This is a genomic window from Pseudomonas sp. W2I6, assembly GCF_030815935.1.
Lineage (GTDB): Bacteria > Pseudomonadota > Gammaproteobacteria > Pseudomonadales > Pseudomonadaceae > Aquipseudomonas.
In genome coordinates this window covers 6,373,336-6,395,987 of the sequence record NZ_JAUSXJ010000001.1, presented here as the reverse complement: position 1 = coordinate 6,395,987, position 22,652 = coordinate 6,373,336, and the positions used below count along the sequence as shown (strand labels likewise).

Sequence of the window (22,652 nt, the reverse complement as noted above, 5' to 3'; positions counted from 1 at the left end):
TTTCGAACGTGGTTCGAGATCCCTTTTTTGTTCGTGCAGTACTGAGGAAACAGCCCCATGAAAATTCCCAAACGTTTGATTGCAGGTGTAGGCGTGCTGGTGCTTGGCGCCAGCGCCCTGGTCCAAGCTGCGCCCTATGATCAGGGTGGCGGACCTGACCGTGGTGGCCCACAGGGCCAGCACGATCAACGTGGCGATGACCATCGCGGGCCGCAGGACAACCACCGTGGCGGGCCTCCTCAGGACTTTGGTCCTGTGAGACAGGTCATCCGCGACAACCATGGCGACTTCCGCCGTGGCGCGCCGCCGCCTCCCGGCATCCACCTGGTGCGCGGCCAGCGCCTGCCGCCAAACTACTATGGTGAGCGTCTGGACCCACGGGCGCTGGGCCATCTGCCGCAATACCCTGGTTATGAATGGCGCCGTTCGGGTGGGGACATCGTATTGATCGCCGTTGGCACCAGCATCGTCTATCAGATTCTGGATGGCGCGCTGTACTAGAGCCGGACTGCTTTTGTGGTGAGGGAGCTTGCTGTGGCCGGGGAGCTGGTGTGGCGAGGGAGCTTGCTCCCGCTGGGCTGCGCAGCGGCCCCAAAATCCTGGGAGCGCTGCGCACTCCAGCGGGAGCAAGCTCCCTCGCCACACCAGCTCCCTCGCCGCAGCAGTCGCCTAAATCTCGATACGCTCGACCTTGCCGACCAGCAAGATGTAGGACAACGCACCCAACAACGCCAGCACCGCGATGTACGTAATCGCCGGCGCAAACGAATCCCCTGTCGCCAGAAAGCCAATCACGATCGGCGTGGTAATCGCCGACAGATTGCCGATGAAGTTGAACACCCCTCCGGTCAGCCCCAGCAGCCTTGCCGGCGCCAGGGTCGACACCAGCGACCAGGTGATCGACGCCAGGCCATTGCCGAAAAACGCCACCGCCAGAAACGCAATCACCCACGCCGTGGAATCAACAAAGTTGGCGCCGATGATCGCCGTGGAAATCAATAGCCCGCCAATGATCGGCAACTTGCGCGCAAACCCCACGGACGCTCCCCGGCGAATCAGCCAATCGGAAAACAGCCCCGAACACAGCACCCCGACAAACGCCGCCAGAAACGGCAGCGACGCCAGCAGGCCGGACTTGATGAAGTCCATGCCGCGATATTTCACCAGGTAGGTCGGAAACCACGTCAGGAAAAACCACAACGTGGAATTCAGGCAGAACTGCCCCAGGTAGATCCCCCACAGCTTGCGCTTGCTCAACACGATGCCGAGGTCGACCCAGCTGAACGGTGCCTTGGCCGCCTGCGCCTGGATGTCCACCAACCCGCCGCCTTCGCGGATCAGCTCGATTTCCGCCGCATTCGCGCCTTTGAAATCCCGTGGCTCGCGGTACACCGCGTACCAGATCAACGCCCACACAATGCCCACGCCGCCGGTGGCGACAAACACCATGTGCCAGCCAAAGGTGTGTTGCAGCCAGGCCAACACCGGCGTGAGAAACGCCAGCCCGACAAATTGCCCGGAGGTATAAACGCCGATCGCCGTGGCCCGTTCACGCTCGGGGAACCAGGTGGTGACCACGCGGCTGTTGATCGGGTAGGCCGGGGCCTCCAGGGCGCCCACCGCCATGCGCAATACGAACAGCGCGATGAAGCTGGCGGCGAAACCGAGCATCACCGTGGCCACCGACCACAGCAGCAGGGCGACGCTGTAGAGAATGCGCGGCGGCACCCGGTCCACCAGCCAGCCGCCGGGAATCTGCATGGCCGCGTAGGTCCAGCCGAACGCGGAGAAGATCAACCCGACATGCACCGGGTCGATCCCCAGCTCGCTGGTCAGGGCCGGAGCGGCAATCGACAGGTTGCTGCGGTCCAGGTAGTTGATCACCACGGTGATGAACAGCAGCACCATGATGAAGAAACGCTTTCGGCTGGGCGTGACTAAAGAAGCCTGCCCGGTGAAGGACTCGGATTGCATGGGGGTTGCCTCTTCTTATGGTTATTGAGGACAGGTCTTACTGACGAAACGCGATACCTGTGGGAGCTGGCTTGCCTGCGATAGCGGAGTGTCAGCGCCGCAGATGCAAGCTGACTCACCGCTATCGCAGGCAAGCCAGCTCCCACACTGACGGTGTTTCTTCAGGAGGAAATCACCACTCCGCGAAGCTGCCATCGGCATGCCGCCAGATCGGATTGCGCCAGCGATGCCCGATGGCCGCGCGTTCGATCACGTATTCCTCGTTGATCTCGATGCCCAGGCCTGGCCCGTTGGGGATTTTCACAAAGCCCTGGTCGTAGTCGAAAACACCCGGATCGCGCACGTAATCCAGCAGGTCATTGCTCTCGTTGTAGTGAATGCCCAGGCTCTGTTCCTGGATGAACGCGTTGTAGCAAACCGCATCCAGCTGCAGGCACGCTGCCAGGGCAATCGGGCCGAGCGGGCAGTGCAGGGCAAGGGCCACGTCGTAAGCTTCGGCCATGTTGGCAATCTTGCGGGTTTCGGTGATACCGCCGGCGTGGGACGCATCCGGCTGGATGATGTCGACGTAGCCTTCGCTGAGCACGCGCTTGAAGTCCCAGCGCGAGAACAGGCGCTCGCCGAGGGCAATCGGGGTGCTGGTGAGCGGCGCCAGTTCTTTCAGCGCTTCGTAGTTTTCGCTGAGCACCGGTTCTTCGATAAACATCAGTTTGTAGGGGTCGAGTTCCTTCATCAGCACCTTGGCCATGGGTTTGTGCACCCGGCCATGGAAGTCGACGCCGATGCCGACGTTCGGACCGACCGCATCCCGCACGGCGGCGACGTTGGCCAGGGCCTGGTCGACTTTTTCGAAGCTGTCGAGAAATTGCAGCTCTTCGGTGCCGTTCATTTTCACCGCAGTGAAACCACGGGCCACGGCTTCCTTGGCGGCGCGGGCAGTGTCGGCCGGGCGGTCGCCACCAATCCATGAATACACGCGGATTTTGTCGCGCACCTGGCCACCCAGCAGGTCGCTGACCGACACGCCGAGGGCCTTGCCCTTGATGTCCCACAGCGCCTGGTCGATACCGGCGAGAGCGCTCATATGGATCGCGCCGCCACGGTAGAAACCGCCGCGATAGAGCACGGTCCAGATGTCCTCGATATTGCGTGGGTCCTTGCCGATCAAGTAGTCGGACAATTCTTCGACGGCGGCAGCCACGGTATGGGCGCGGCCCTCGACAACGGGCTCGCCCCAACCAGTCACGCCCTGGTCGGTTTCAACCTTGAGGAAGCACCAGCGCGGCGGGACGATGAAGGTGGTCAGTTTGGTGATTTTCATCTTCTTATCTCTCTTGTAGATGGAGAACGCTGATCAGCCCAAGGCATGCCAGGCGGCGACGTAGGCCTGGGCGTTGCTCGCCACTTGGGCGACGCTCATGCCCGGCTTGAATAACCCGGAGCCCAGGCCGAAGCCCTTGACGCCCGCGTCGAAAAATACCTGCATGTTGTCCGGGGTGATGCCGCCCACCGGCAGCAGCACGGTGCCGGCGGGCAGTACCGCGAGCCAGGCCTTGACCACCGCCGGGCCCATTTGCTCGGCCGGGAACAGCTTCAGCACGTCGGCGCCTTCGGCCAGCGCGGCAAACGCTTCGGTGGGCGTGGCCACACCCGGCGACAGATACAGGCCCGCGGCCTTGGCGGCCCGCAGCACCTTGGCATCGCTATGGGGCATGACGATCACCTGGCCGCCGGCGGCTTTGACTTGATCGACCTGTTCCGGGGTCAGCACGGTGCCGGCGCCGATCAGGCAATCGGCGGGCAGGCTGTCCCGCAGGATGCGGATGCTGGAATAAGGATCCGGCGAGTTCAGCGGCACTTCGATCACCCTGAAGCCCGCCGTGTACAACACCTCGCCGATCGCCAGCGCCTCCTCCGGTCGCAGGCCGCGCAGGATCGCGATCAAACCGTTGTGTGTCAGTGCTTGCTTGAGCATGTCGGGCCTCTCGTCAGGTTGCAGGCAGCAGCCCCGCCGCCATGGCCAGTTGCCAAAGGCCACGCTCGGTAGCCTCCTGCGCCAGGGTCACGTGGGGGAAGCCACAGAGTTGGAGTGCACGCTGGTAGCGGGTGCAGAGTTGGGGTGTGCCGACCAGGACGATGTCGCGCTGCTGGCTGGGCTTGCGAGTGCGCAGGCCGGTCAGTTCGTGGCCGATCAACAGCCCGGACAGATAGTCCGGTTGCTCGTCAGGCGCCAGCTCGCCGGTCAATCCCAGGGAGCGTGCGCTGAACAAGTTCGACAACAGGCCCGTTTGGCCGTCTGCCGACAGCGCAACCTGAACACCGCGATCAAAAGCGGCCACCTGGAACTGTTCGGAAGGGCGCTGGGTGCGCCCCAGAATGCTGTGTTGACTGAGCACGGCGAACAACTCGCCGGTCATGAAAGTATCGAAGTGAGTGATGCAGCCTTCCACCACCTCCACCCACTTGGAATGGCTGCCCGGCAGGCCGATCAATACGTCGCGCCCGGTATGGGCAGACAGGCTTTGCAGCACGCCGAGCACCTGGGTTTCTTCACCGCGCATCACATTGGGCAACGCGCCGCGTTGAATCACACCGGGCACGATGTGCACCGCTGCGCCCCGCAGGCTGCGCACCACATGCAGCGCCTGGCCGAGGGTAGAAACGTCGGCAGGGGTGTCGCGGTAAGCCGCTTCGCTCCAGCCCTGGGCGCTGCCGACCATGCCGCAAGCGATAACGGGAAGGTCGGGCTGGGTGTCGAGCCAGTCACCGCAGGCTGCGTCGAATGCCAGCTCGAACCCGTTGCTGCAGCGAACACCGGCTATTTCCCGGGCTTCAGTCGGCAGGTGCATGATCCCCGACGCCAAGGTGCGCCGTTCGATCACGACGCCTGCCGGGCCGAGCTTGTAAGCACGAAGGGAACTGGTTCCCCAATCGAGCGCGATCAATTGCGCCTGCATCGCTTCACCTGAGTGTTCTGAGCGGATGAGGCGAATATAAACCCAAGACCGGCAAAGTCTCAATATATAAATATCAGTCCCATATATAGGGAAATTGAAGGCTTAAAATATTGACAGATCCAGCGTGCGCATCGCCCCCATCCAGATCGCGTGTTCGGTGTGGTCCTTGAGGTCATCACCGGTGGTCGGGTGCAGGAACACCACCAGGCCGTTGCGGTTGAGGGCCAGCCAAGGCAGCACGACGCCGATGTATTCAGGTTCGAATGCCAGCTGGCAGCTCCAGTCCGGGTGCGGGCCCACCGGGCGTTCATGCACGCGGCCCATGCGCAGCGGAAACAATTGCGCGGCGTCTTCGCAGAGTTTGCGCGCCTGGTCGATGGTGTTGGCGTCGAAATAGATATGGGCGTGGTAGCCCTTGATACGTTGCATGACAGGCTCCGGGCTCATTGATCGGCAAATCCTAGACCGCAATGGACGGCAGGGCCAGACCGGTCAGCGATTGTGCGCTGCTGGCCTGTTCGGTCATCAGCCAGTCGACGAAACGCTCGATCAACTGGCTGCGGCGTTTGCGCTGGGGCAGCACCACGTAATAGCCGAAGCGCGAGATCACCGTGTCGCCAATCGGCCGGCACAGCCATTTTTGCTCCAGCAGGTTATCCACAAGGTGGCGCCAGCCGATGGCCACGCCCTGGCCCGCGATCGCGGCCTGGATCAACAGGGTGTAATTGTCGAAACGCAGTTGGCCCGGGGTGGGCGCGGTGGTGAGGCCCAGTTCGCGAAACACCCCGCTCCAGTCGAACCACTGGTTGTTGTTTTGCTGGCGCAGGTGCAGCAAGGGGAACTCCAGCAGGCTCTGCACCGACAGTGGCGCGACTCGGTCCTGGAGTAGCTGCGGGCTGCACACCGGGAACACTTCCTCGTTGAACAGCCACAGGCTGTCGCCCTGTTTGAAGCGGCCGTCACCGAACAGCACCGCTACGTCGATATCGCTGCGCAACGTGGCGTGGTTACGCTCGCTGGTGACCAGGCTCACGTCCACCTGCGGGTTGGCTTCATGGAAACGATGCAGGCGTGGCATCAGCCAATACGCGGCGAAGGCAAAGTCGGTCGCCACCTGCAGGACTTCATGCTGGTCCTGCTCGGCAATCGCGCTCAGGCCCTGGTTGATGCTCTGCAAACCGGCCTGTACCTGCTCGAATAACAAGGCGCCCGCGTCGGTCAGCTCGATGCCACGGTAGATGCGATCAAACAGGCGCACCTTCAGCTGTTCTTCCAGGCGCTTGATCTGCTGGCTGATGGCCGGCTGAGTGGTGCCCAACTCCATCGCCGCTGCCGTAAAGCTGCGTTGGCGCGCTGCGGATTCAAAGGCACGCAGCAAGTCGAGTGACAGGTGACCGAGGGATTCATACATAAGCTGGACTTATCCTAGACATTGCTTCTCATGGGCTTTACCACGATTTCCATGGCCTGCATGCTCATTCGCATAAACATCGACTATGGAATGCCGCGAAACCATGAAGCGCAAGAACATTCTTTTTATCATGGCCGATCAAATGGCCGCGCCGATGCTTCCGTTCTACGGTCCTTCGCCTATCAAACTGCCGAACTTGAGCCGCCTCGCCGCTGAGGGCGTGGTGTTCGACGCCGCTTACTGCAACAGTCCGCTGTGTGCGCCATCGCGCTTTACCCTGGTGAGTGGGCAGTTGCCGAGCAAGATCGGCGCCTACGACAACGCGGCCGATTTCCCCGCCGACGTGCCGACCTATGCCCACTACCTGCGCCGCCTCGGCTACCGCACCGCGCTGTCGGGCAAGATGCATTTTTGCGGCCCCGACCAGCTCCACGGCTATGAAGAACGCCTGACCAGTGACATCTACCCGGCCGACTATGGCTGGGCCGTGAACTGGGATGAGCCGGACGTGCGCCCCTCCTGGTACCACAACATGGCGTCGGTGCTGCAGGCCGGGCCGTGCGTGCGCACCAACCAGCTGGATTTCGACGAAGAGGTGGTGTTCAAGGCCCAGCAGTACCTGTTCGACCATATCCGCGAGGATGGCGACCAGCCGTTCTGCCTGACCGTGTCGATGACTCACCCACACGACCCTTACACCATTCCCAAACCGTTCTGGGACCTGTACGACGACAACGACATCCCGCTGCCTGCAACACCGCCACAGGCTGACCTCGACCCTCACTCCCAGCGCCTGCTCAAGGTCTATGACCTGTGGGACAAGCCGCTGCCGCTGAACAAGATCCGCGATGCACGCCGCGCTTACTTCGGCGCGTGCAGCTACATCGACAGCAACGTCGGCAAGCTGCTGCAAACCCTGGAAGACACGGGCCTGGCCGACGACACCATCATCATCTTCTCCGGCGACCACGGCGACATGCTCGGCGAACGCGGGCTCTGGTACAAAATGCACTGGTTTGAAATGGCCGCCAGGGTGCCGCTGCTGATCAGCGCGCCGGGGCAGTTTGCGGCCGACCGGGTGACCGCCGCCGTGTCCACCGCCGACCTGCTGCCTACCCTGGTGGAACTGGCCGGCGGCGAGCTGGACCCGAGGCTGGCGCTGGACGGCCGCTCGCTGGTGTCTCACCTGCAAGGGCAGGGCGGGCACGACGAAGTGTTCGGTGAGTACATGGCCGAGGGCACCATCAGCCCGCTGATGATGATTCGCCGTGGCGCCTACAAGTTCATCTACAGCGAGGACGATCCTTGCCTATTGTTCGATGTGCACAACGACCCGCACGAGCGGGAGGACCTCAGCCAGTCACCGGAACACCGGCCACTGTTCGAGGCGTTTTTGCATGAAGCGCGGGCCAAATGGGACATCCCGGCGATCCACCAGCAGGTGCTCGCCAGCCAACGCCGTCGCCGCCTGGTGTTCGAGGCGCTGACCCAGGGCAAGCTGAAGAGCTGGGACCACCAGCCACTGGTAGACGCCAGTCAGCAATACATGCGCAACCATATCGACCTCGACGATCTGGAGCGCAAGGCACGTTTTCCACAACCCTGCCAAAACCAATAAAACTGAGGGGAAGGCCATGCAAAAGTTATCCACCGTGTTGAGCGTTGCGCTGCTGGCATTGAGCAGTGCCGGCGCCTACGCGGACACCAGCTGCGACACCGTGAAGATGGCCGATCCGGGCTGGAGCGATATCGCCGCCACCAATGCCATTACCGGTTTCCTGTTGAACGGCATGGGCTACAAGGCCAAGGTCGATACCCTTGCGGTGCCGATCACCTTTGGCGGGCTCAAGGACGGCCAGGTGGATGTGTTCCTGGGTAACTGGATGCCGGCGCAGCAAGGCTTCTACGACAAGTTCGTGGCCAATGGCGATGTGGTGCAACTGGCGAAGAACCTTGACGGCACCGAGTTCACCCTGGCCGTGCCGGACTATGTCTGGGACGCCGGGGTGCATGACTTTGCCGACCTGAACAAGTTTGCCGACAAGTTCGACAAGAAGATCTACGGCATCGGTTCGGGTGCGCCGGCGAATCTCTCGTTGCAGGAAATCATCAAGAAGAACGACTTTGACCTGGGCCAGTGGAAGCTGATCGAGTCCAGTGAACAGGCGATGCTGGCCGAAGTGTCCCGGGCGGTGAAGAAGCAGAAGTTCGTGACCTTCCTCGGCTGGACGCCGCACCCGATGAACGTGCAGTTGAAGATGCATTACCTCAAGGGTGGGGAGAAGTACTTTGGTGACACCGGCAGCGTGTATACGTTGACCCGCAAGGGCTATGCACAGGCGTGCCCGAATGTGGGGAAATTGCTGACCAACCTGAGTTTCACCCAGGAGATGGAGAACGCCATCATGGCTGAGGTGGTGAACAAGAAGCTCAGTAATGCGGACGCGGCGAAGGCGTGGATCAAGGCGAACCCGGCGGTGCTGGACAAGTGGCTGGACGGGGTTAAAACCGTCGATGGCCAGGATGCACTGGCCGCTGTAAAAGCCAAACTCTGATGCACTGATCGTTCCCACGCTCTGCGTGGGAACGCATCCGGTGACGCTGCGCGTCACGACTCAAGAGCGGACGCAGAGCGTCCAGGACGGCATTCCCACGCAGAGCGTGGGAACGATCATCATGAGCCTGATACTCTGATTCAAACCTCTTCAACCGAGTTTCCAATGCCCTGGCCCAACCGCCATACACTCTTTCCCTTCCTCAGCTGGCTCCCGCGCCAAACCCGCGCCAGCGTCGGAAGGGACGCGGTCGTCGGCCTGAGCGGTGCAGTCCTGGCATTACCCCAGTCCATTGCCTACGCGCTGATCGCCGGGCTTCCACCGGAGTATGGCCTGTACGCCGCGATCATCCCGGTATTGATCGCCTGCTTGTGGGGCTCTTCCTGGCACCTGATCTGCGGCCCCACGGCAGCCATCTCTATCGTGCTCTACGCCAGCGTCAGCCCGCTGGCCGTGCCCGGCTCCCAGGACTACATCACACTCATCCTGCTGCTGACGTTCCTGGCCGGCGTCTTCCAATGGCTGTTGGGCATGCTGCGCTTCGGCGCCCTGGTGAATTTCGTCTCGCATTCAGTGGTGCTCGGCTTCACCCTCGGCGCTGCGGTGGTGATCGCCCTGGGCCAACTGCCCAACCTGCTGGGGCTGGACCTGCCCAGCCAGGCCACGGCGATCAACAGTCTGCTGGCGCTGATCAACCATGCCGGGGAGTGGAATCGTCCTTCACTGGTGCTCGGGCTCGGCACCTTGCTGGTGGGGGTGCTGCTGAAACTCTGGGTACCGCGCTGGCCAACCCTGTTGATCGCGCTGGCCCTGGGCAGCCTCATCCCGTGGCTGTGGCCGACGATGTTCGGGGAGGTGGCGCGGGTCAGTTCATTTGTCGGCAAGCTGCCACCGTTCAGCCCGCTGCCGATGGACCTGGACATGGTCCTGCGCCTGCTGCCGAGTGCCGTGGCGGTGGGCATGCTGGGGCTGGTGACCAGCCTGTCGATTGCGCGCTCACTGTCGGCCCGCTCCCAACAATTGCTCGATGCAAATCAGGAAGTGCGCGCCCAGGGTTTATCCAACATCGTCGGTGGATTTTTCTCCGGGTACTTGTCGGCGGGTTCCTTCACACGGTCGGGCCTGAGTTATGAGGCAGGCGCCTGTTCGCCGCTGGCGGGGGTGTTTTCCGCATTGTGGGTGGCGTTGTTCGCGCTGTTCGGTGCGGCATTGATCGCGCATATCCCGATCCCGAGCATGGCCGCCAGCATCCTGCTGATTTGCTGGGGGTTGGTCGACCATCGCGGTATTCGGGCGCTGTTCCGGGTCAGCCGCGCAGAGTTCGTGGTGATGACCCTGACCTGCATCGCCACGCTGTTGCTGGAGTTGCAAACGGCCATTTACGCCGGGGTGCTGGCGTCGCTGTTTTTCTACCTCAAGCGCACCTCACAGCCGCGGGTCCAGCAATGGCGTGACGGAGAGGACGATGTGCTGCGGGTCGGCGGGTCGATCTTTTTCGGCGCCAGCCATTACCTGCAGGTGCGGCTGCAAAGCCTGCACGGCCAGCGGGTGGTGATCGAGGCGCAGCAGATCAACTTCATCGACTATTCCGGGGTGGAGATGCTGCACCAGGAAGCGCGCCGATTGAATGGAGTGGGGCGCAGCCTGGCGTTGCGCAAGGCCCGGCCACAGGTGGTGGAAGAGTTGAGGAAACTGGAAGGGGCCGACCAATGCCCCATCCATTTCGAAGACTGAATGCGGTTGAAACTGTGGGAGCGGGCTTGCTCGCGAATGCGGTGTGACAGTCGCCGTATGTATCGACTGATCCACCGCATTCGCGAGCAAGCCCGCTCCCACATTCGGATTGCGTCAGGCCAGTTGGCTACGCAATTCAGCCAGCACCGGCGCCGAATCCGGGCGCACACCGCGCCACAGGAAGAACGCTTCCGCGGCCTGTTCCACCAGCATCCCCAGGCCATCCATTGCCACCGCCGCGCCCTGCTCACTGGCCCAGCGGCAGAAAGCCGTAGGCTCTTTGCCGTACATCATGTCGTAGCAAAAAGTCTTTCCGGGTTCGATCAGGCTGCCGGCAATCGGCGGTACATCGCCTGACAGGCTGGCGGACGTGGCATTAATGATCAGGTCCACCGGTTCACGCAGCCAGTCGAAACCGCTGGCGGACACCGGGCCGAGATCGTCGAACAGCTCGGCGAGCAATTCGGCTTTTTCCACGGTGCGGTTGGCAATGATCAGCGAAGCCGGCTGCTCAGCCAGCAACGGCTCCAACGCGCCGCGCACCGCACCACCGGCGCCCAGCAACAGGATGCGTTTGCCTTGCAGGCTGAACCCGGCATTCACCGTCAAATCCCGCACCAGGCCGGCGCCGTCGGTGTTGTCTCCCAACAGGCTGCCATCGCCGAGCTTGCTCAGGGTATTCACCGCGCCGGCCCGTTGGGCGCGTTCGGTCAGGGTATTGGCCAGGCGATAGGCCTCTTCCTTGAACGGTACGGTGACGTTGGCGCCACGGCCTTGTGCGAAAAATGCTTTTGCACAGCCGGTGAAATCCTCCAACGGCGCGAGCAAGGTGCTGTAGTCCAGTTGCTCGCCGGTCTGTTCGGCGAACAGACGGTGAATCAGCGGCGACTTGCTGTGGCCGATGGGGTTGCCGAAGACGACATAACGATCCATCAGACCGCCGCCTTGGGCAGCACACCCAGCCAGTCGCGGTCTTGCAGGAAGTAGTCGGTTAGGCGCGCTTCTTCGCTGTCGGGGGCGGCTTTCCAGTCATAGCTCCAGCGCACTTGTGGTGGCAGCGACATCAGGATCGACTCGGTACGCCCGCCCGATTGCAGGCCAAACAAAGTGCCACGGTCGTAGACCAGGTTGAACTCGACGTAGCGGCCACGGCGGAATTCCTGGAATTCGCGCTGCTGCTCGGTATAGGCCATGGCCTTGCGGCGCTGGACGATCGGCAGGTAGGCGTCGATGTAGGCGTCGCCGATGGCGCGCATGAAGGCGAAGCTGGTGTCGAAGTCCCACTCGTTCAAATCATCGAAGAACAAACCGCCGATGCCACGCGGTTCGTTGCGGTGCTTGATGTGGAAGTAGGTGTCGCACCAGGCCTTGTAGCGTGAATAAACGTCCGGGCCAAACGGCGCGCAGGCCTGTTCGGCGACGCGGTGCCAGTGGATGCAGTCTTCTTCGTTGCCGTAGTAGGGCGTCAGGTCGAAGCCGCCGCCAAACCACCACACCGGCTCTTCGCCTTCTTTTTCAGCGATGAAAAAACGCACATTGGCGTGGGAAGTCGGCACATGCGGGTTGTGCGGGTGGATCACCAGCGACACGCCGAGGGCCTCAAAACCGCGACCGGCCAATTCCGGGCGATGGGCACTGGCGGACGGTGGGAGGCCGCTGCCAAACACGTGGGAAAAGTTAACGCCGCCTTTCTCGATTACCGAACCGTTTTCGATCACACGGGTGCGACCGCCGCCGCCGGCAGGCCGGGTCCAGGCGTCTTCGATGAAGCGAGTGTCCGTCTCGAAGGTTTCCAGGGCGCTGCAAATGCGGTCTTGCAGGTCAAGCAGGTAGGCTTTGACAGCCTCGGTGCGGGTAGTCATGACATCACCTTGAATCGGGCAACGCTACACGAGGCCATTGGGCATCGGCGGCAAATGGGCGCACAGGATACCACTGCACCCACTGCTGCCACAGTTGACGAAGATCAAGCTTAGGAGTCCGATAGGGGGCTACGCGAAATGACTTAAGGAGAGTGCAGATGGCCAAACGTATCCAGTTCCGTGCCCATGGCGGCCCCGAAGTGCTTGAGTATGTGGACTACACCCCGGCAGAACCCGGCCCGCAGCAGGTTCGCGTGCAGAACAAGGCCATTGGCCTGAACTTCATCGACACCTATTTCCGCAGCGGCCTGTATGCACCACCGGCCTTGCCGTCGGGCCTGGGCGCGGAAGGTGCCGGCGTGGTTGATGCGGTGGGCAGCGAAGTCACTCAATTCAAGGTCGGCGATCGCGTGGCCTACGGCAGCGGCCCGCTGGGTGCCTACAGCGAATTGCATGTATTGCCGGCTGCCAACCTGGTGCACCTGCCGGACGACATCAGCTTCGAACAGGCCGCCGGCGCGATGCTCAAGGGCCTGACGGTGCAGTACCTGTTGCGCCAGACCTATGAGTTGAAGGGCGGCGAAACCATTCTGTTCCACGCCGCTGCCGGTGGCGTCGGCTCCCTGGCTTGCCAATGGGCCAAGGCCTTGGGCGTGAAGCTGATCGGTACCGTGAGTTCGCCGGAAAAAGCGGCGCTGGCCAAATCCCTCGGCGCCTGGGAAACCATCGACTACAGCAAGGAAAATGTCGCACAACGCGTGCTGGAACTGACTGACGGCAAGAAGTGCCCAGTGGTGTACGACGGCGTAGGCAAGGACACCTGGCTCACCTCGCTGGACAGCGTCGCGCCACGCGGATTGGTGGTGAGTTTCGGTAATGCTTCGGGGGCGGTGGATGGGGTCAACCTGGGGATTCTGGCGGCCAAGGGCTCGCTGTATGTGACCCGGCCGACATTGGCGACCTATGCCAACAACCCGGAAAACCTGCAGGCGATGGCGGATGATCTGTTTTCGATGATCATCAGCGGGAAGCTGCAGATTGATATTAACCAACGGTTTTCGTTGGGGGATGCGGCGAAGGCTCAGGCAGAGTTGTCGGCGCGGCGCACGACTGGGTCGACCATTCTGTTGCCTTAGGGCTTTAGTTCTCTGGGGCCTGTAAGGGCCTCATCGCGGGCAAGCCCGGCTCCCACTGGTTCTGCGGTGAACATAAATTTTGTGTTCGCTGCAGATCAGTGTGGGAGCCGGGCTTGCCCGCGATGGCCGCGACTCGGTCTTAAGACGGCCGCACAACCTCACCCGTCGCCAGATCCCGAATCAGACTCGGGTTCTTGCGCCCCCCCAGATTCCCCCCCAATACCAGATCCACCTGCCCGCGGAAGTACTGCTCCACACGAATCCGCGTGCGCGCCGCCGGGCGGCCCTGCGGGTTGGCCGAGGTGGAAATCAGTGGCCCGACGAGCGAGCACAGATCCCGCACTTGCGGATGATCAGTCACCCGCAACGCCACCGTGTCATGCACCCCGGTAATCCACTCGGGCAGCAAGTCCTGATGGGGCACCAGCCACGTATTCGGGCCAGGCCAGGTACTGGCCATGCGGTCCATCCACTCATCGGGAAAGTCTTCGAAGAGAAAATCGAACTGACGGATATTGTCGGCAATCAGGATCAGCCCCTTATCCACAGACCGGCCCTTGATCGCCAGCAACCGATCCACCGCTTCTTCGTTCCAAGGGTCACAGCCCAGGCCCCAGACCGCCTCGGTTGGATAGGCAATCACCGCGCCTGCGCGAATTTCTCGTGCGGCTTCTCGCACACGCCACCTGTTGACCATTACTCACTCTCCGGACTAAAGCTCTGCGCAGTTTACCGATCTTCGTTACAAAACCTAGCCGCGCGCAAGCCAGCGCCCGCTTTCGCAGATCACTCGGCCTTCCAGTTCCAGCTCCGTCAGGCTGGCCAGCACCTCGGACAAGGCCCTGCCACTGGCAATCGCCAGGGCTTCACTGGTGTGGGGCGCCGCGTGCAACAGCGCCACCAGCGGATGATTGACCGCAATCGGCGCCGGGCGGGAGAGGGCCTGCCAGCCACGCAGGTTTTCGAGAATGTGCTCGATGGTTTCCACCAGCACCGCGCCATCGCGGATCAGTTGATGGCAGCCTTTGGCCCCGGGGTGATGGATGGAGCCGGGGATGGCGTATACCTCGCGCCCTTGCTCCGCCGCCAGCCGCGCGGTGATCAGCGAACCGCTGGCCATGCTGGCCTCCACCACCAGTACCCCAAGCGACAGGCCACTGATAATACGGTTGCGGCGCGGGAAGTTGCCGGCCTGGGGCGCGGCGTCCAACGGAAACTCGGAAACCACGGCACTGCCTTGGGCAATCATCGCCTCGGCCAAGCGTCGATGGCGCTGTGGATAAAAATTTTCGAGCCCGGTGCCCAGCACGCCGATTGTATGTCCACCAACATCCAAAGCCGCCTGGTGAGCAGCACCGTCGATACCCAGGGCAAGGCCACTGGTGATGACAAAACCGGCACTCGCCAGGCTGCGGGAAAACGCGGCGGCGGTATCCATTCCTGGCCTGGAGGCGCGACGGCTGCCGACCATCGCCAGCTGCGGTTTCTCCAGAATCGCCGGGTTGCCGGCGACGAATAATAGCGGGGGTGCGTCATCCAATTCTGCAAGCAATGCCGGGTAGTCGGGTTGGTCCCACATCAGCAAATGCTGGGCCGGACGCTCCAACCAGGCCAATGCCGCACTGGCACCATCACGTACTTCCTCGCAACGCCGGGCATCGGCGCTGGCCACCTTGAGCCCCAGGGAGCGCCAGGCACTGGCCGGTGCGCTGATGGCTTTTGACGCAGAACCAAAGGCCTCGATAAGTTTTTTAAAGCCCTTGGGACCCAGTTCCGGCAGCCTGTGCAAGCGTAGTCGGGCTTCCAGTTCTGCCGGGGAAATTTCACGGTCATTCGTCGGTAACATTTGATCGTCCTTGATCGGAACAAGCTGTGGATAACTCTGTTGGTAACTTATTTAGCAACCTAATTATTGTCTTCGTTCAGGCGCCTCAAAACGGTCCATTACCGCCAGCGAACGCGACGCGCTGAGCACCAGGCCGTAGCTGAGCTTTTCGTAGGTGCGGAACACCAATAGCGTCCCGGCCGGCTCGTCGGGCATCTTCACCGGAGCACCGGTCACTCGGTCCCGAACGGTTTCCCCGGTTTTCACCACGGCCAGCAAATGGCCTTCCGTCAGGCCGTCACGACGGCCCTTGTTCAGCGTCACCGCGTCCAGCACGCCGATCTGCGTCACGCCCCGTGGCACGTCGATGATGTGCCCGGCAGTGGCGCGAGCAGGCATCTGAACCACCAGGCTGGCGAGGTCGGTGGGCGCTTGCTGGCTGAGCAATCGGTCGCCGGGCCGCACTTCCTGGGTGACGCGCTGCACACCCAACGTGCTGACATCGCCCACCGTCAAAAAACGTGCGGTGCCAATGTCGTCGACGTTGATACCCAGCAATTCCTGGCTTTGCGGGTCGGTATAGGCCTTGCCGCGACGGAAGATCCCGTAGCTTTCGGCGGTAGGGTCCAGGGCACCTCGCGCATAAATACGCTCGCCATCGGCGCCCAATACTCGTCCGGCATCTGCTGCAACAATATAGGGAGCGTGCTCCAGTTCCTGGGGGGTATCGAGAATGCGGTTGTGCAGTAAAAAGCGCTGGATGGCCTGCTGCGTATGAAGTGGCAACGTCTGGCCGGCCTGTGGATAGCTCTCGGGAACCTGGGCAATAACGGCCTGGGCCCACAGCAGCAAGACGAGTAGCGATTTCCTCATGGGGTGAATCTCCTTTATTATGTGCATTCGCGTGAAACGCCTTGGCCTTCGCGGCTTTCGGACGTTTTCCCACGGCACTTATCCCGGCACATCAAGGGTCCATCCCCGGCGCCGACTTGCCTTTACCTCACATGTGCAGCAATTACGCTTATGGCTATTTTGAACATCCTCGAATTTCCGGACTCACGCCTGCGCACCATCGCCAAGCCAGTGGCCGTAGTGGACGCCAAGGTTCGTCAGTTGGTCGATGACATGTTTGAAACAATGTATGAAGCCCCGGGTATCGGCCTCGCCGCGACCCAGGTCGACGTGCATCAGCGCGTCGTGGTCATGGACCTGTCCGAAGACCGCAGCGAGCCCCTGGTGTTTATCAACCCTGAGTTCGAAACCCTGACCGACGAGATGGGCCAGTACCAGGAAGGCTGCCTGTCGGTGCCCGACTTCTACGAGAACGTCGACCGTCCCCAGCGCGTCAAGATCAAGGCCCTGGACCGTGACGGCAAGCCGTTCGAGATGATTGCCGAAGGCCTGCTGGCGGTGTGCATCCAACACGAGTGCGACCACCTCAACGGCAAGCTGTTTGTCGATTACCTGTCCACGCTTAAACGCGACCGGATCAAGAAGAAGCTGGAAAAGAAGCATCGCCAGCAAGCTTGATTCCCTTCTTTCAAAGGCTTGCTCCGGCAAGCCTTTTTCTTTTGTGAGACGTTTCCCATGACCGAGCCACTGCGCATCGTTTTTGCCGGCACCCCCGAATTCGCCGCCGAACACCTCAAGGCCCTGCTCGCCAGCCCTTATGAAATCGTGGCGGTCTACACCCAGCCCGATCGCCCGGCCGGTCGTGGGCAAAAACTGATGCCCAGCCCGGTCAAGCAGCTGGCACTGGAAAACAACATTGTGGTGCTGCAGCCGCCGACCCTGCGCAACGCCGATGCCCAGGCCGAACTGGCTGCGCTGAAACCAGACCTGCTGGTGGTGGTGGCCTACGGCTTGATCCTGCCCCAGGCTGTGCTGGATATCCCGCGCCTGGGCTGCATCAACAGCCACGCCTCGCTGCTGCCTCGCTGGCGTGGCGCGGCACCGATCCAGCGTGCCGTCGAAGCCGGTGATGCGCAAAGCGGGGTGACCGTGATGCGCATGGAAGCAGGCCTGGACACCGGGCCGATGCTGCTGAAAGTCACCACCCCGATCACCGGGCAAGACACCGGCGGCAGCCTGCATGATCGCCTCGCCGAAATGGGCCCGCCGGCTGTCGTCCAGGCCATCGCAGGCCTGGCTGCCGGCACTCTGCAAGGTGAAGTGCAGGACGACAGCCTCGCCACCTACGCCCACAAATTGAACAAGGATGAAGCCCGCATCGACTGGAGCCGCCCGGCCGTTGAGCTGGAGCGTCTGGTGCGTGCCTTCAACCCGTGGCCGATCTGCCACAGCACGCTCAATGGCGAGGCCTTGAAAGTACTGGCCGCCACCCTGGCCGAAGGCAAGGGCGCCCCCGGCGAGATCATCGGCGCCAGCAAGGACGGCCTGTTGGTAGCGTGCGGTGAACAGGCGCTGTGTCTGACCCGTCTGCAATTGCCCGGCGGCAAGGCGCTGAACTTCAGCGATTTGTTCAACAGCCGCCGTGAGAAATTTGCCGTTGGCATCGTCCTCGGCCAAGCGGTGGACGCGCAATGAACCCACGTCTGGCCGCCGCCAAGGCCCTGGCCGCCGTGCTCAACGGCAAGGCTTCCCTCAACAGTTCGTTGCCGACCCAACTGGATAAAGTCGAAGACCGCGATCGCGGCTTTACCCAGGACCTGGCCTTCGGTACCGCCCGCTGGCAGCCACGTTTATCGGCGCTGGCGGCCAAGCTGCTGCAAAAGCCGTTCAAGGCGGCGGACGCCGATGTCGAGGCGCTGCTGCTGGTGGGCCTGTATCAACTGCTCTACACCCGCGTGCCGGCCCACGCGGCCATCGGCGAAACCGTCGGTTGCGCCGACAAGCTGAAAAAGCCTTGGGCCAAGGCCCTGCTCAACGCCGTGCTGCGCCGCGCCCAGCGCGAAAGCGAAGCGCTGCTGGCCGAGCTGGAACATGACCCGGTGGTGCGCACCGCCCACCCGCGCTGGCTGCAAAAATCCTTGAAGGCGTTCTGGCCCGAGCAGTGGGAAGCCATCTGCGCGGCCAACAACGCGCACCCGCCGATGATCCTGCGGGTCAATCGCCGTCATCACACCCGCGACGCTTATCTCACGTTGCTTGGCGAAGCCGGTGTAGCGGCCACGGCCTGCGTCTACAGCCAGGACGGCATCGTTCTTACAGAACCGGGCGATGTACGTAACCTGCCCGGGTTCGCCGAAGGCTGGATCAGCGTGCAGGACGAAGCCGCTCAACTGGCCGCCGACCTGCTGGACCTGGCCCCGGGCCAACGCGTACTGGACGCCTGTTGCGCCCCCGGCGGCAAGACCTGCCACATCATGGAAGTGCAAGCGGACCTGGCCGGTGTCGTCGCCGTCGACCTGGAAGCCAAGCGCCTGGTGCGTGTGCGGGAAAACCTCGCCCGCCTGGGCCTCAGCGCCGAGCTGATCGCCGCCGACGGCCGCGACACCGCCACCTGGTGGGACGGCAAGCCGTTCCAGCGCATCCTGCTGGACGCACCGTGCTCCGCCACCGGCGTGATCCGCCGCCACCCGGACATAAAGCTGACCCGCCAACCCGACGACATCGCCGCCCTGGCCGTGCTGCAAGGCGAGTTGCTGGACGCGTTGTGGCCGACCCTCGAAGTAGGCGGCATCCTGCTGTACGCCACCTGCTCGACGCTGCCTACCGAAAACACTGAAGTCATCGAAGCCTTCCTTGCTCGCACCAGCGGCGCACGGGAACTGGACCTCGACATCCAGGCCGGGATCAAGCAGCCTCATGGCCGCCAGTTGCTGGCCCAGGAAGGCGGCCACGACGGGTTCTATTACGCCAAGCTGATCAAGATTGCCGCCGCTCGCGGCTGAATGGTTTTAAGGGAGTGACCGGATGAAAATCATCATCCTCGGCGCAGGGCAGGTTGGCGGTACGCTGGCCGAGCATTTGGCCAGCGAAGCCAACGATATCACCGTGGTCGACACCGACGCGGAGCGCCTGCGGGATTTGGGCGACCGTTTGGATATCCGTACCGTACAGGGCCGCGCCTCGTTTCCTACAGTGCTGCGCCAGGCCGGTGCCGACGATGCCGACATGCTGGTGGCGGTCACTAACAGTGACGAGACCAACATGGTCGCCTGCCAGGTCGCCCACACCCTGTTTCACACTCCGACCAAGATCGCCCGAGTGCGTGAGGCGGCCTACCTGACCCGCGCCGGACTGTTCGACAACGACGCGATCCCGGTCGATGTGCTGATCAGCCCGGAACAGGTGGTGACCCATTACATCAAGCGCCTGATCGAACACCCGGGCGCCTTGCAGGTGATCGACTTCGCCGAAGGCAAGGCACAGCTGGTGGCGGTCAAGGCCTACTACGGCGGGCCGTTGGTGGGCCAGCAACTGCGCCAGCTGCGCGAGCACATGCCCAACGTCGAGACGCGGGTGGCGGCGATCTTCCGTCGCGACCGGCCGATTCTGCCCCAGGGCGATACGGTGATCGAGGCTGACGACGAGGTGTTTTTCATCGCCGCCAAAGCGAACATTCGCGCGGTGATGAGCGAAATGCGCCGTCTGGATGAGACCTATAAACGCATCGTCATCGCCGGCGGCGGGCAGATCGGTGAGCGCTTGGCCGAGGCCATCGAAAGCCGCTACCAGGTGAAGATCATCGAGATGAATCCGGCACGCTGCCGGTATTTGTCCGACACCCTCGACAGCACCGTGGTCCTGCAGGGCAGCGCCTCGGATCGTGATCTGCTGCTGGAAGAAAACATCGCCGACGCCGACATCTTCCTGGCCCTGACCAACGATGACGAAGCCAACATCATGTCGTCGTTGCTGGCCAAGCGGCTGGGGGCGAAGAAGGTGATGACCATCATCAACAACCCGGCCTACGTCGACCTGATCCAGGGCGGCGATATCGACATCGCCATCAGCCCGCAACTGGCGACCATCGGCACCTTGCTGGCCCACGTGCGGCGCGGCGATATCGTCAGTGTGCACTCGTTGCGCCGGGGTGCGGCGGAAGCCATCGAGGCGATTGCCCACGGTGATTCAAAATCGAGCAAGGTGATTGGCAAGGCGATCCGCGATATCGGCCTGCCGCCGGGCACCACCATCGGCGCAATCATTCGCGATGAAGAAGTGATCATCGCCCACGACGACACGGTGATCGCCACGGGCGACCACGTGATTCTGTTCCTTGTGGATAAAAAACATATCCGCGATGTGGAGAAGCTGTTCCACGTGGGCCTGAGCTTTTTCTGATCAAACGGAGTGACCGACATGCTCGAATCCCTGGAAAAAATGCTCGCCAAGGGTGTGGATAACTCACTGCTGCGGTTTGGTTTGGGCAAGGGTTATCTTGATCTGAAGGACAACGCCAAGGCGGCCGAGCATTTGCAGAAATGCGTCGAGTTCGACCCGAAGTATTCGGCGGCGTGGAAGCTGTTGGGCAAGGCGCAGCTGGGGCAGGGTTATAACGCTGCAGCGCGGTTAGCTTGGGAGAAGGGTATTGAAGCGGCCCTGGCACATGGCGATAAGCAGGCCGAAAAGGAAATGACCGTATTCCTGAAGAAACTCGACCGCCAGGCCTGAAAGAGACTCCTGTGGGAGCTGGCTTGCCTGCGATGCAAGCGACTCGGTTTTTCAGTTACACCGAGGCGATGCCATCGCAGGCAAGCCAGCTCCCACACTGGATCTGCATGGGTCTACAGATCGACGTACATCAATACCACCGCGCCTCACCCGGCGGGCGTTTCTTGAAGCGCTTCATGCTCCACATGTACTGGCTCGGGTAAGCCCCCACATAGCGCTCCACCACCTTGCTCATCGCCGCACACGAAGTGGCGGTGTCGGTGCTGTACATGTCTTCCGGCGCCGCTTCCAGGATCACTTTGTAGCCCGAGCCATCCGGCAGCCGCAGGGCATGCAGGAACACCCCGACCGCCTTGTGCCCCGCCAGCATGTTCGGCACGAACTTGCTGGTCAGCGCCTGGGTGGCGAAGAACGGCACGAAGATCCCGGCCGATTCCGCCGGCTCCGGATCCGCAGGAATCCCCACCTGGCCGCCTTTGCGCACTTCCTTGATGACACTGAGGATGCCTTCCTTGGTGGACGCCGCCACGCGGTTACCCAGTTGCACCCGCTGTTTGCGCAGCAAGTCATCCACCGCCTTGAGCTTCGGCGGGCGGTAGAAAATGATCGGTTTGCACTGGCTGCAATAGAAGTGGTTCAACACTTCCCAGTTGCCCAGGTGGCTGGTGATGCCGACCACGCCTTTGCCCGAAGCCAGGGCTTCGTGCAGCACTTCCAGGCCTTCGACCTCGCGCACCAGGTCGATGGAACGCTGGGCCGGCCAGATCCAGGCGCAGGCGCTTTCGGTCAGGGACTTGCCGATGTCCATCAGGCTGCGTCCAACGAGACGCTCGCGCTCGGCCGGATCCATGTCCGGGAAGCATTTGGACAGGTTGATCCGCACCGTCTCGCGGGAACGGTTGGGGGTTTTCCACATGATCCAGCCAATTGCCGAACCGACCGCTTGCACCGCGCGCCAGGGCAGCAGGGCAAACAACCGAAGAGCGCCTACCAGCAAGGCGCCTTTAAACTTTTCCACAGGTCACTCCTGATCGTGTGTGGTGCGCAAAGCCGCCATTCTAACCGGCGTTGGCGAGGTCCGCGTAACGGTCGCAGTCCTGAGTGTGGTCCATGACCATGCCCGAGGCCTGCATGAACGCGTAACAGATGGTCGGCCCGACGAAGGTGAAGCCGGCTTTTTTCAAGGCTTTGCTCATGGCCTCAGCCTCCGGCGTAATGGCCGGAACCTGGCTGCGGTCCTTGAAATGATTGACCTTGGGCACGCCGCCCACAAACGACCACAGAAACTCCACGGGGTCCTGCAGCGCCAGCCAGGCGGCGGCATTGCGCCGGGTGGCATTGAGTTTCAGGCGGTTACGCACGATGCCCGGATCGAGCATCAGCGCTTCGATCTCGGCATCGCTCAGCTGGGCCAGACGCTGCGCATCAAAGCCGAACAAGACCTTTCGATAATGCTCGCGTTTGCGTAAAACGGTGATCCAGGACAGGCCCGCCTGGAACCCTTCGAGCAAAAGCAACTCGAACAGTCCCTGCGCATCGCGCAGCGGCGTTCCCCACTCCTGATCGTGATAAGCCATGTACAGCGGATCTTCAGAACACCAAAAGCAGCGTGGCATAA

At 62.2% G+C, this 22,652-nt stretch carries 23 protein-coding genes; 10 read left to right on the top strand and 13 right to left on the bottom strand.

The genetic code is table 11. From position 1 onward, the window contains the following. Positions 1-57 precede the first annotated feature (57 nt). Positions 58-501 (top strand): anti-virulence regulator CigR family protein, encoded by a 444-nt coding sequence (locus QF039_RS29600; protein ID WP_003214903.1) that lies wholly within the window; start codon positions 58-60, stop codon positions 499-501. Positions 502-669: 168 nt separating this feature from the next. Here the strand turns inward: QF039_RS29600 and QF039_RS29595 are convergent, their stop codons facing one another. The 6 genes from QF039_RS29595 to QF039_RS29570 all read right to left on the bottom strand — a co-directional run bounded on the left by QF039_RS29595 (position 670) and on the right by QF039_RS29570 (position 6,342). Then, on the bottom strand, positions 670-1,974 hold the full coding sequence (locus tag QF039_RS29595) for an MFS transporter (protein WP_003213647.1): 1,305 nt from the start codon (positions 1,972-1,974) through the stop codon (positions 670-672). A 172-nt stretch (positions 1,975-2,146) separates the two neighbouring features. After that, on the bottom strand, positions 2,147-3,295 hold the full coding sequence (dgoD, locus tag QF039_RS29590) for a galactonate dehydratase (RefSeq protein WP_003213645.1): 1,149 nt from the start codon (positions 3,293-3,295) through the stop codon (positions 2,147-2,149). 33 nt (positions 3,296-3,328) lie between these two features. Beyond that, positions 3,329-3,949: a 2-dehydro-3-deoxy-6-phosphogalactonate aldolase gene (locus QF039_RS29585; RefSeq protein ID WP_003213643.1), complete on the bottom strand. Its 621-nt coding sequence runs from the start codon at positions 3,947-3,949 to the stop codon at positions 3,329-3,331. A 13-nt stretch (positions 3,950-3,962) separates the two neighbouring features. Then, the gene (locus QF039_RS29580; protein WP_003213641.1) at positions 3,963-4,931 is read right to left on the bottom strand and encodes a 2-dehydro-3-deoxygalactonokinase; all 969 of its coding nucleotides are present in this window, start codon (positions 4,929-4,931) and stop codon (positions 3,963-3,965) included. Positions 4,932-5,033: 102 nt separating this feature from the next. Beyond that, positions 5,034-5,360: a DOPA 4,5-dioxygenase family protein gene (locus QF039_RS29575; RefSeq protein WP_003213639.1), complete on the bottom strand. Its 327-nt coding sequence runs from the start codon at positions 5,358-5,360 to the stop codon at positions 5,034-5,036. Between the two features lie 31 nt (positions 5,361-5,391). Further along, positions 5,392-6,342, bottom strand: coding sequence for a LysR family transcriptional regulator (locus QF039_RS29570; protein ID WP_177020344.1), 951 nt, complete (start codon positions 6,340-6,342; stop codon positions 5,392-5,394). A gap of 103 nt (positions 6,343-6,445) precedes the next feature. Here QF039_RS29570 and betC point away from each other — a divergent pair, with 103 nt between their 5' ends. The 3 genes from betC (at position 6,446) to QF039_RS29555 (ending at position 10,631) form a co-directional block, all read left to right on the top strand. Further along, on the top strand, positions 6,446-7,960 hold the full coding sequence (gene betC, locus QF039_RS29565; protein ID WP_307522062.1) for a choline-sulfatase: 1,515 nt from the start codon (positions 6,446-6,448) through the stop codon (positions 7,958-7,960). A gap of 16 nt (positions 7,961-7,976) precedes the next feature. Further along, positions 7,977-8,897 carry a choline ABC transporter substrate-binding protein gene (gene choX, locus QF039_RS29560; protein ID WP_003213633.1) on the top strand — a complete coding sequence of 307 codons (921 nt, stop codon included), beginning with the start codon at positions 7,977-7,979 and terminating at the stop codon, positions 8,895-8,897. Positions 8,898-9,062: 165 nt separating this feature from the next. Beyond that, complete coding sequence (locus tag QF039_RS29555) at positions 9,063-10,631, top strand: SulP family inorganic anion transporter (RefSeq protein ID WP_307522059.1); 1,569 nt, start codon at positions 9,063-9,065, stop codon at positions 10,629-10,631. A gap of 114 nt (positions 10,632-10,745) precedes the next feature. Here the strand turns inward: QF039_RS29555 and aroE are convergent, their stop codons facing one another. Together aroE and hemF are read right to left on the bottom strand one after the other, a co-directional pair. Next, positions 10,746-11,564, bottom strand: coding sequence for a shikimate dehydrogenase (gene aroE, locus QF039_RS29550; RefSeq protein WP_102367811.1), 819 nt, complete (start codon positions 11,562-11,564; stop codon positions 10,746-10,748). Then, positions 11,564-12,493 (bottom strand): oxygen-dependent coproporphyrinogen oxidase, encoded by a 930-nt coding sequence (gene hemF, locus QF039_RS29545; protein WP_003213625.1) that lies wholly within the window; start codon positions 12,491-12,493, stop codon positions 11,564-11,566. Before hemF ends, aroE begins: the two co-directional genes overlap by 1 nt. 158 nt (positions 12,494-12,651) lie before the next feature. Between hemF and QF039_RS29540 the strand changes: the two genes are divergently transcribed. After that, on the top strand, positions 12,652-13,629 hold the full coding sequence (locus QF039_RS29540; protein ID WP_008439566.1) for an NADPH:quinone reductase: 978 nt from the start codon (positions 12,652-12,654) through the stop codon (positions 13,627-13,629). 139 nt (positions 13,630-13,768) lie between these two features. Here the strand turns inward: QF039_RS29540 and QF039_RS29535 are convergent, their stop codons facing one another. The 3 genes from QF039_RS29535 to QF039_RS29525 form a co-directional block, all read right to left on the bottom strand. Then, positions 13,769-14,326, bottom strand: a complete 558-nt coding sequence (locus QF039_RS29535; RefSeq protein WP_003213622.1) for an L-threonylcarbamoyladenylate synthase — start codon at positions 14,324-14,326, stop codon at positions 13,769-13,771. Between the two features lie 54 nt (positions 14,327-14,380). Further along, positions 14,381-15,475: a DNA-processing protein DprA gene (gene dprA / locus QF039_RS29530; protein WP_003213620.1), complete on the bottom strand. Its 1,095-nt coding sequence runs from the start codon at positions 15,473-15,475 to the stop codon at positions 14,381-14,383. Positions 15,476-15,538: 63 nt separating this feature from the next. Further along, positions 15,539-16,327, bottom strand: a complete 789-nt coding sequence (locus QF039_RS29525; protein ID WP_307522052.1) for a peptidoglycan-binding protein — start codon at positions 16,325-16,327, stop codon at positions 15,539-15,541. 150 nt (positions 16,328-16,477) lie between these two features. Between QF039_RS29525 and def the strand changes: the two genes are divergently transcribed. The 5 genes from def to QF039_RS29500 are packed head-to-tail and all read left to right on the top strand — an operon-like array spanning position 16,478 to position 21,034. After that, complete coding sequence (gene def, locus QF039_RS29520; protein WP_003213617.1) at positions 16,478-16,984, top strand: peptide deformylase; 507 nt, start codon at positions 16,478-16,480, stop codon at positions 16,982-16,984. Between the two features lie 57 nt (positions 16,985-17,041). Next, positions 17,042-18,001 (top strand): methionyl-tRNA formyltransferase, encoded by a 960-nt coding sequence (gene fmt / locus QF039_RS29515; RefSeq protein WP_003213615.1) that lies wholly within the window; start codon positions 17,042-17,044, stop codon positions 17,999-18,001. Beyond that, the gene (gene rsmB, locus QF039_RS29510; protein WP_102604438.1) at positions 17,998-19,308 is read left to right on the top strand and encodes a 16S rRNA (cytosine(967)-C(5))-methyltransferase RsmB; all 1,311 of its coding nucleotides are present in this window, start codon (positions 17,998-18,000) and stop codon (positions 19,306-19,308) included. Before fmt ends, rsmB begins: the two co-directional genes overlap by 4 nt. A gap of 22 nt (positions 19,309-19,330) precedes the next feature. Further along, entirely contained in the window at positions 19,331-20,704 is a 1,374-nt protein-coding gene (trkA, locus tag QF039_RS29505) for a Trk system potassium transporter TrkA (RefSeq protein WP_003213611.1), read from the top strand. 18 nt (positions 20,705-20,722) lie between these two features. Next, positions 20,723-21,034, top strand: a complete 312-nt coding sequence (locus QF039_RS29500) for a lipopolysaccharide assembly protein LapB (protein WP_307522047.1) — start codon at positions 20,723-20,725, stop codon at positions 21,032-21,034. A 130-nt stretch (positions 21,035-21,164) separates the two neighbouring features. Here QF039_RS29500 and QF039_RS29495 read toward each other — a convergent pair whose 3' ends face one another. Next, positions 21,165-22,052: a lysophospholipid acyltransferase gene (locus QF039_RS29495; RefSeq protein ID WP_003213605.1), complete on the bottom strand. Its 888-nt coding sequence runs from the start codon at positions 22,050-22,052 to the stop codon at positions 21,165-21,167. Positions 22,053-22,092: 40 nt separating this feature from the next. After that, positions 22,093-22,650 (bottom strand): DNA-3-methyladenine glycosylase I, encoded by a 558-nt coding sequence (locus QF039_RS29490; protein WP_087694571.1) that lies wholly within the window; start codon positions 22,648-22,650, stop codon positions 22,093-22,095. Between the last annotated feature and the right edge of the window lie 2 nt (positions 22,651-22,652).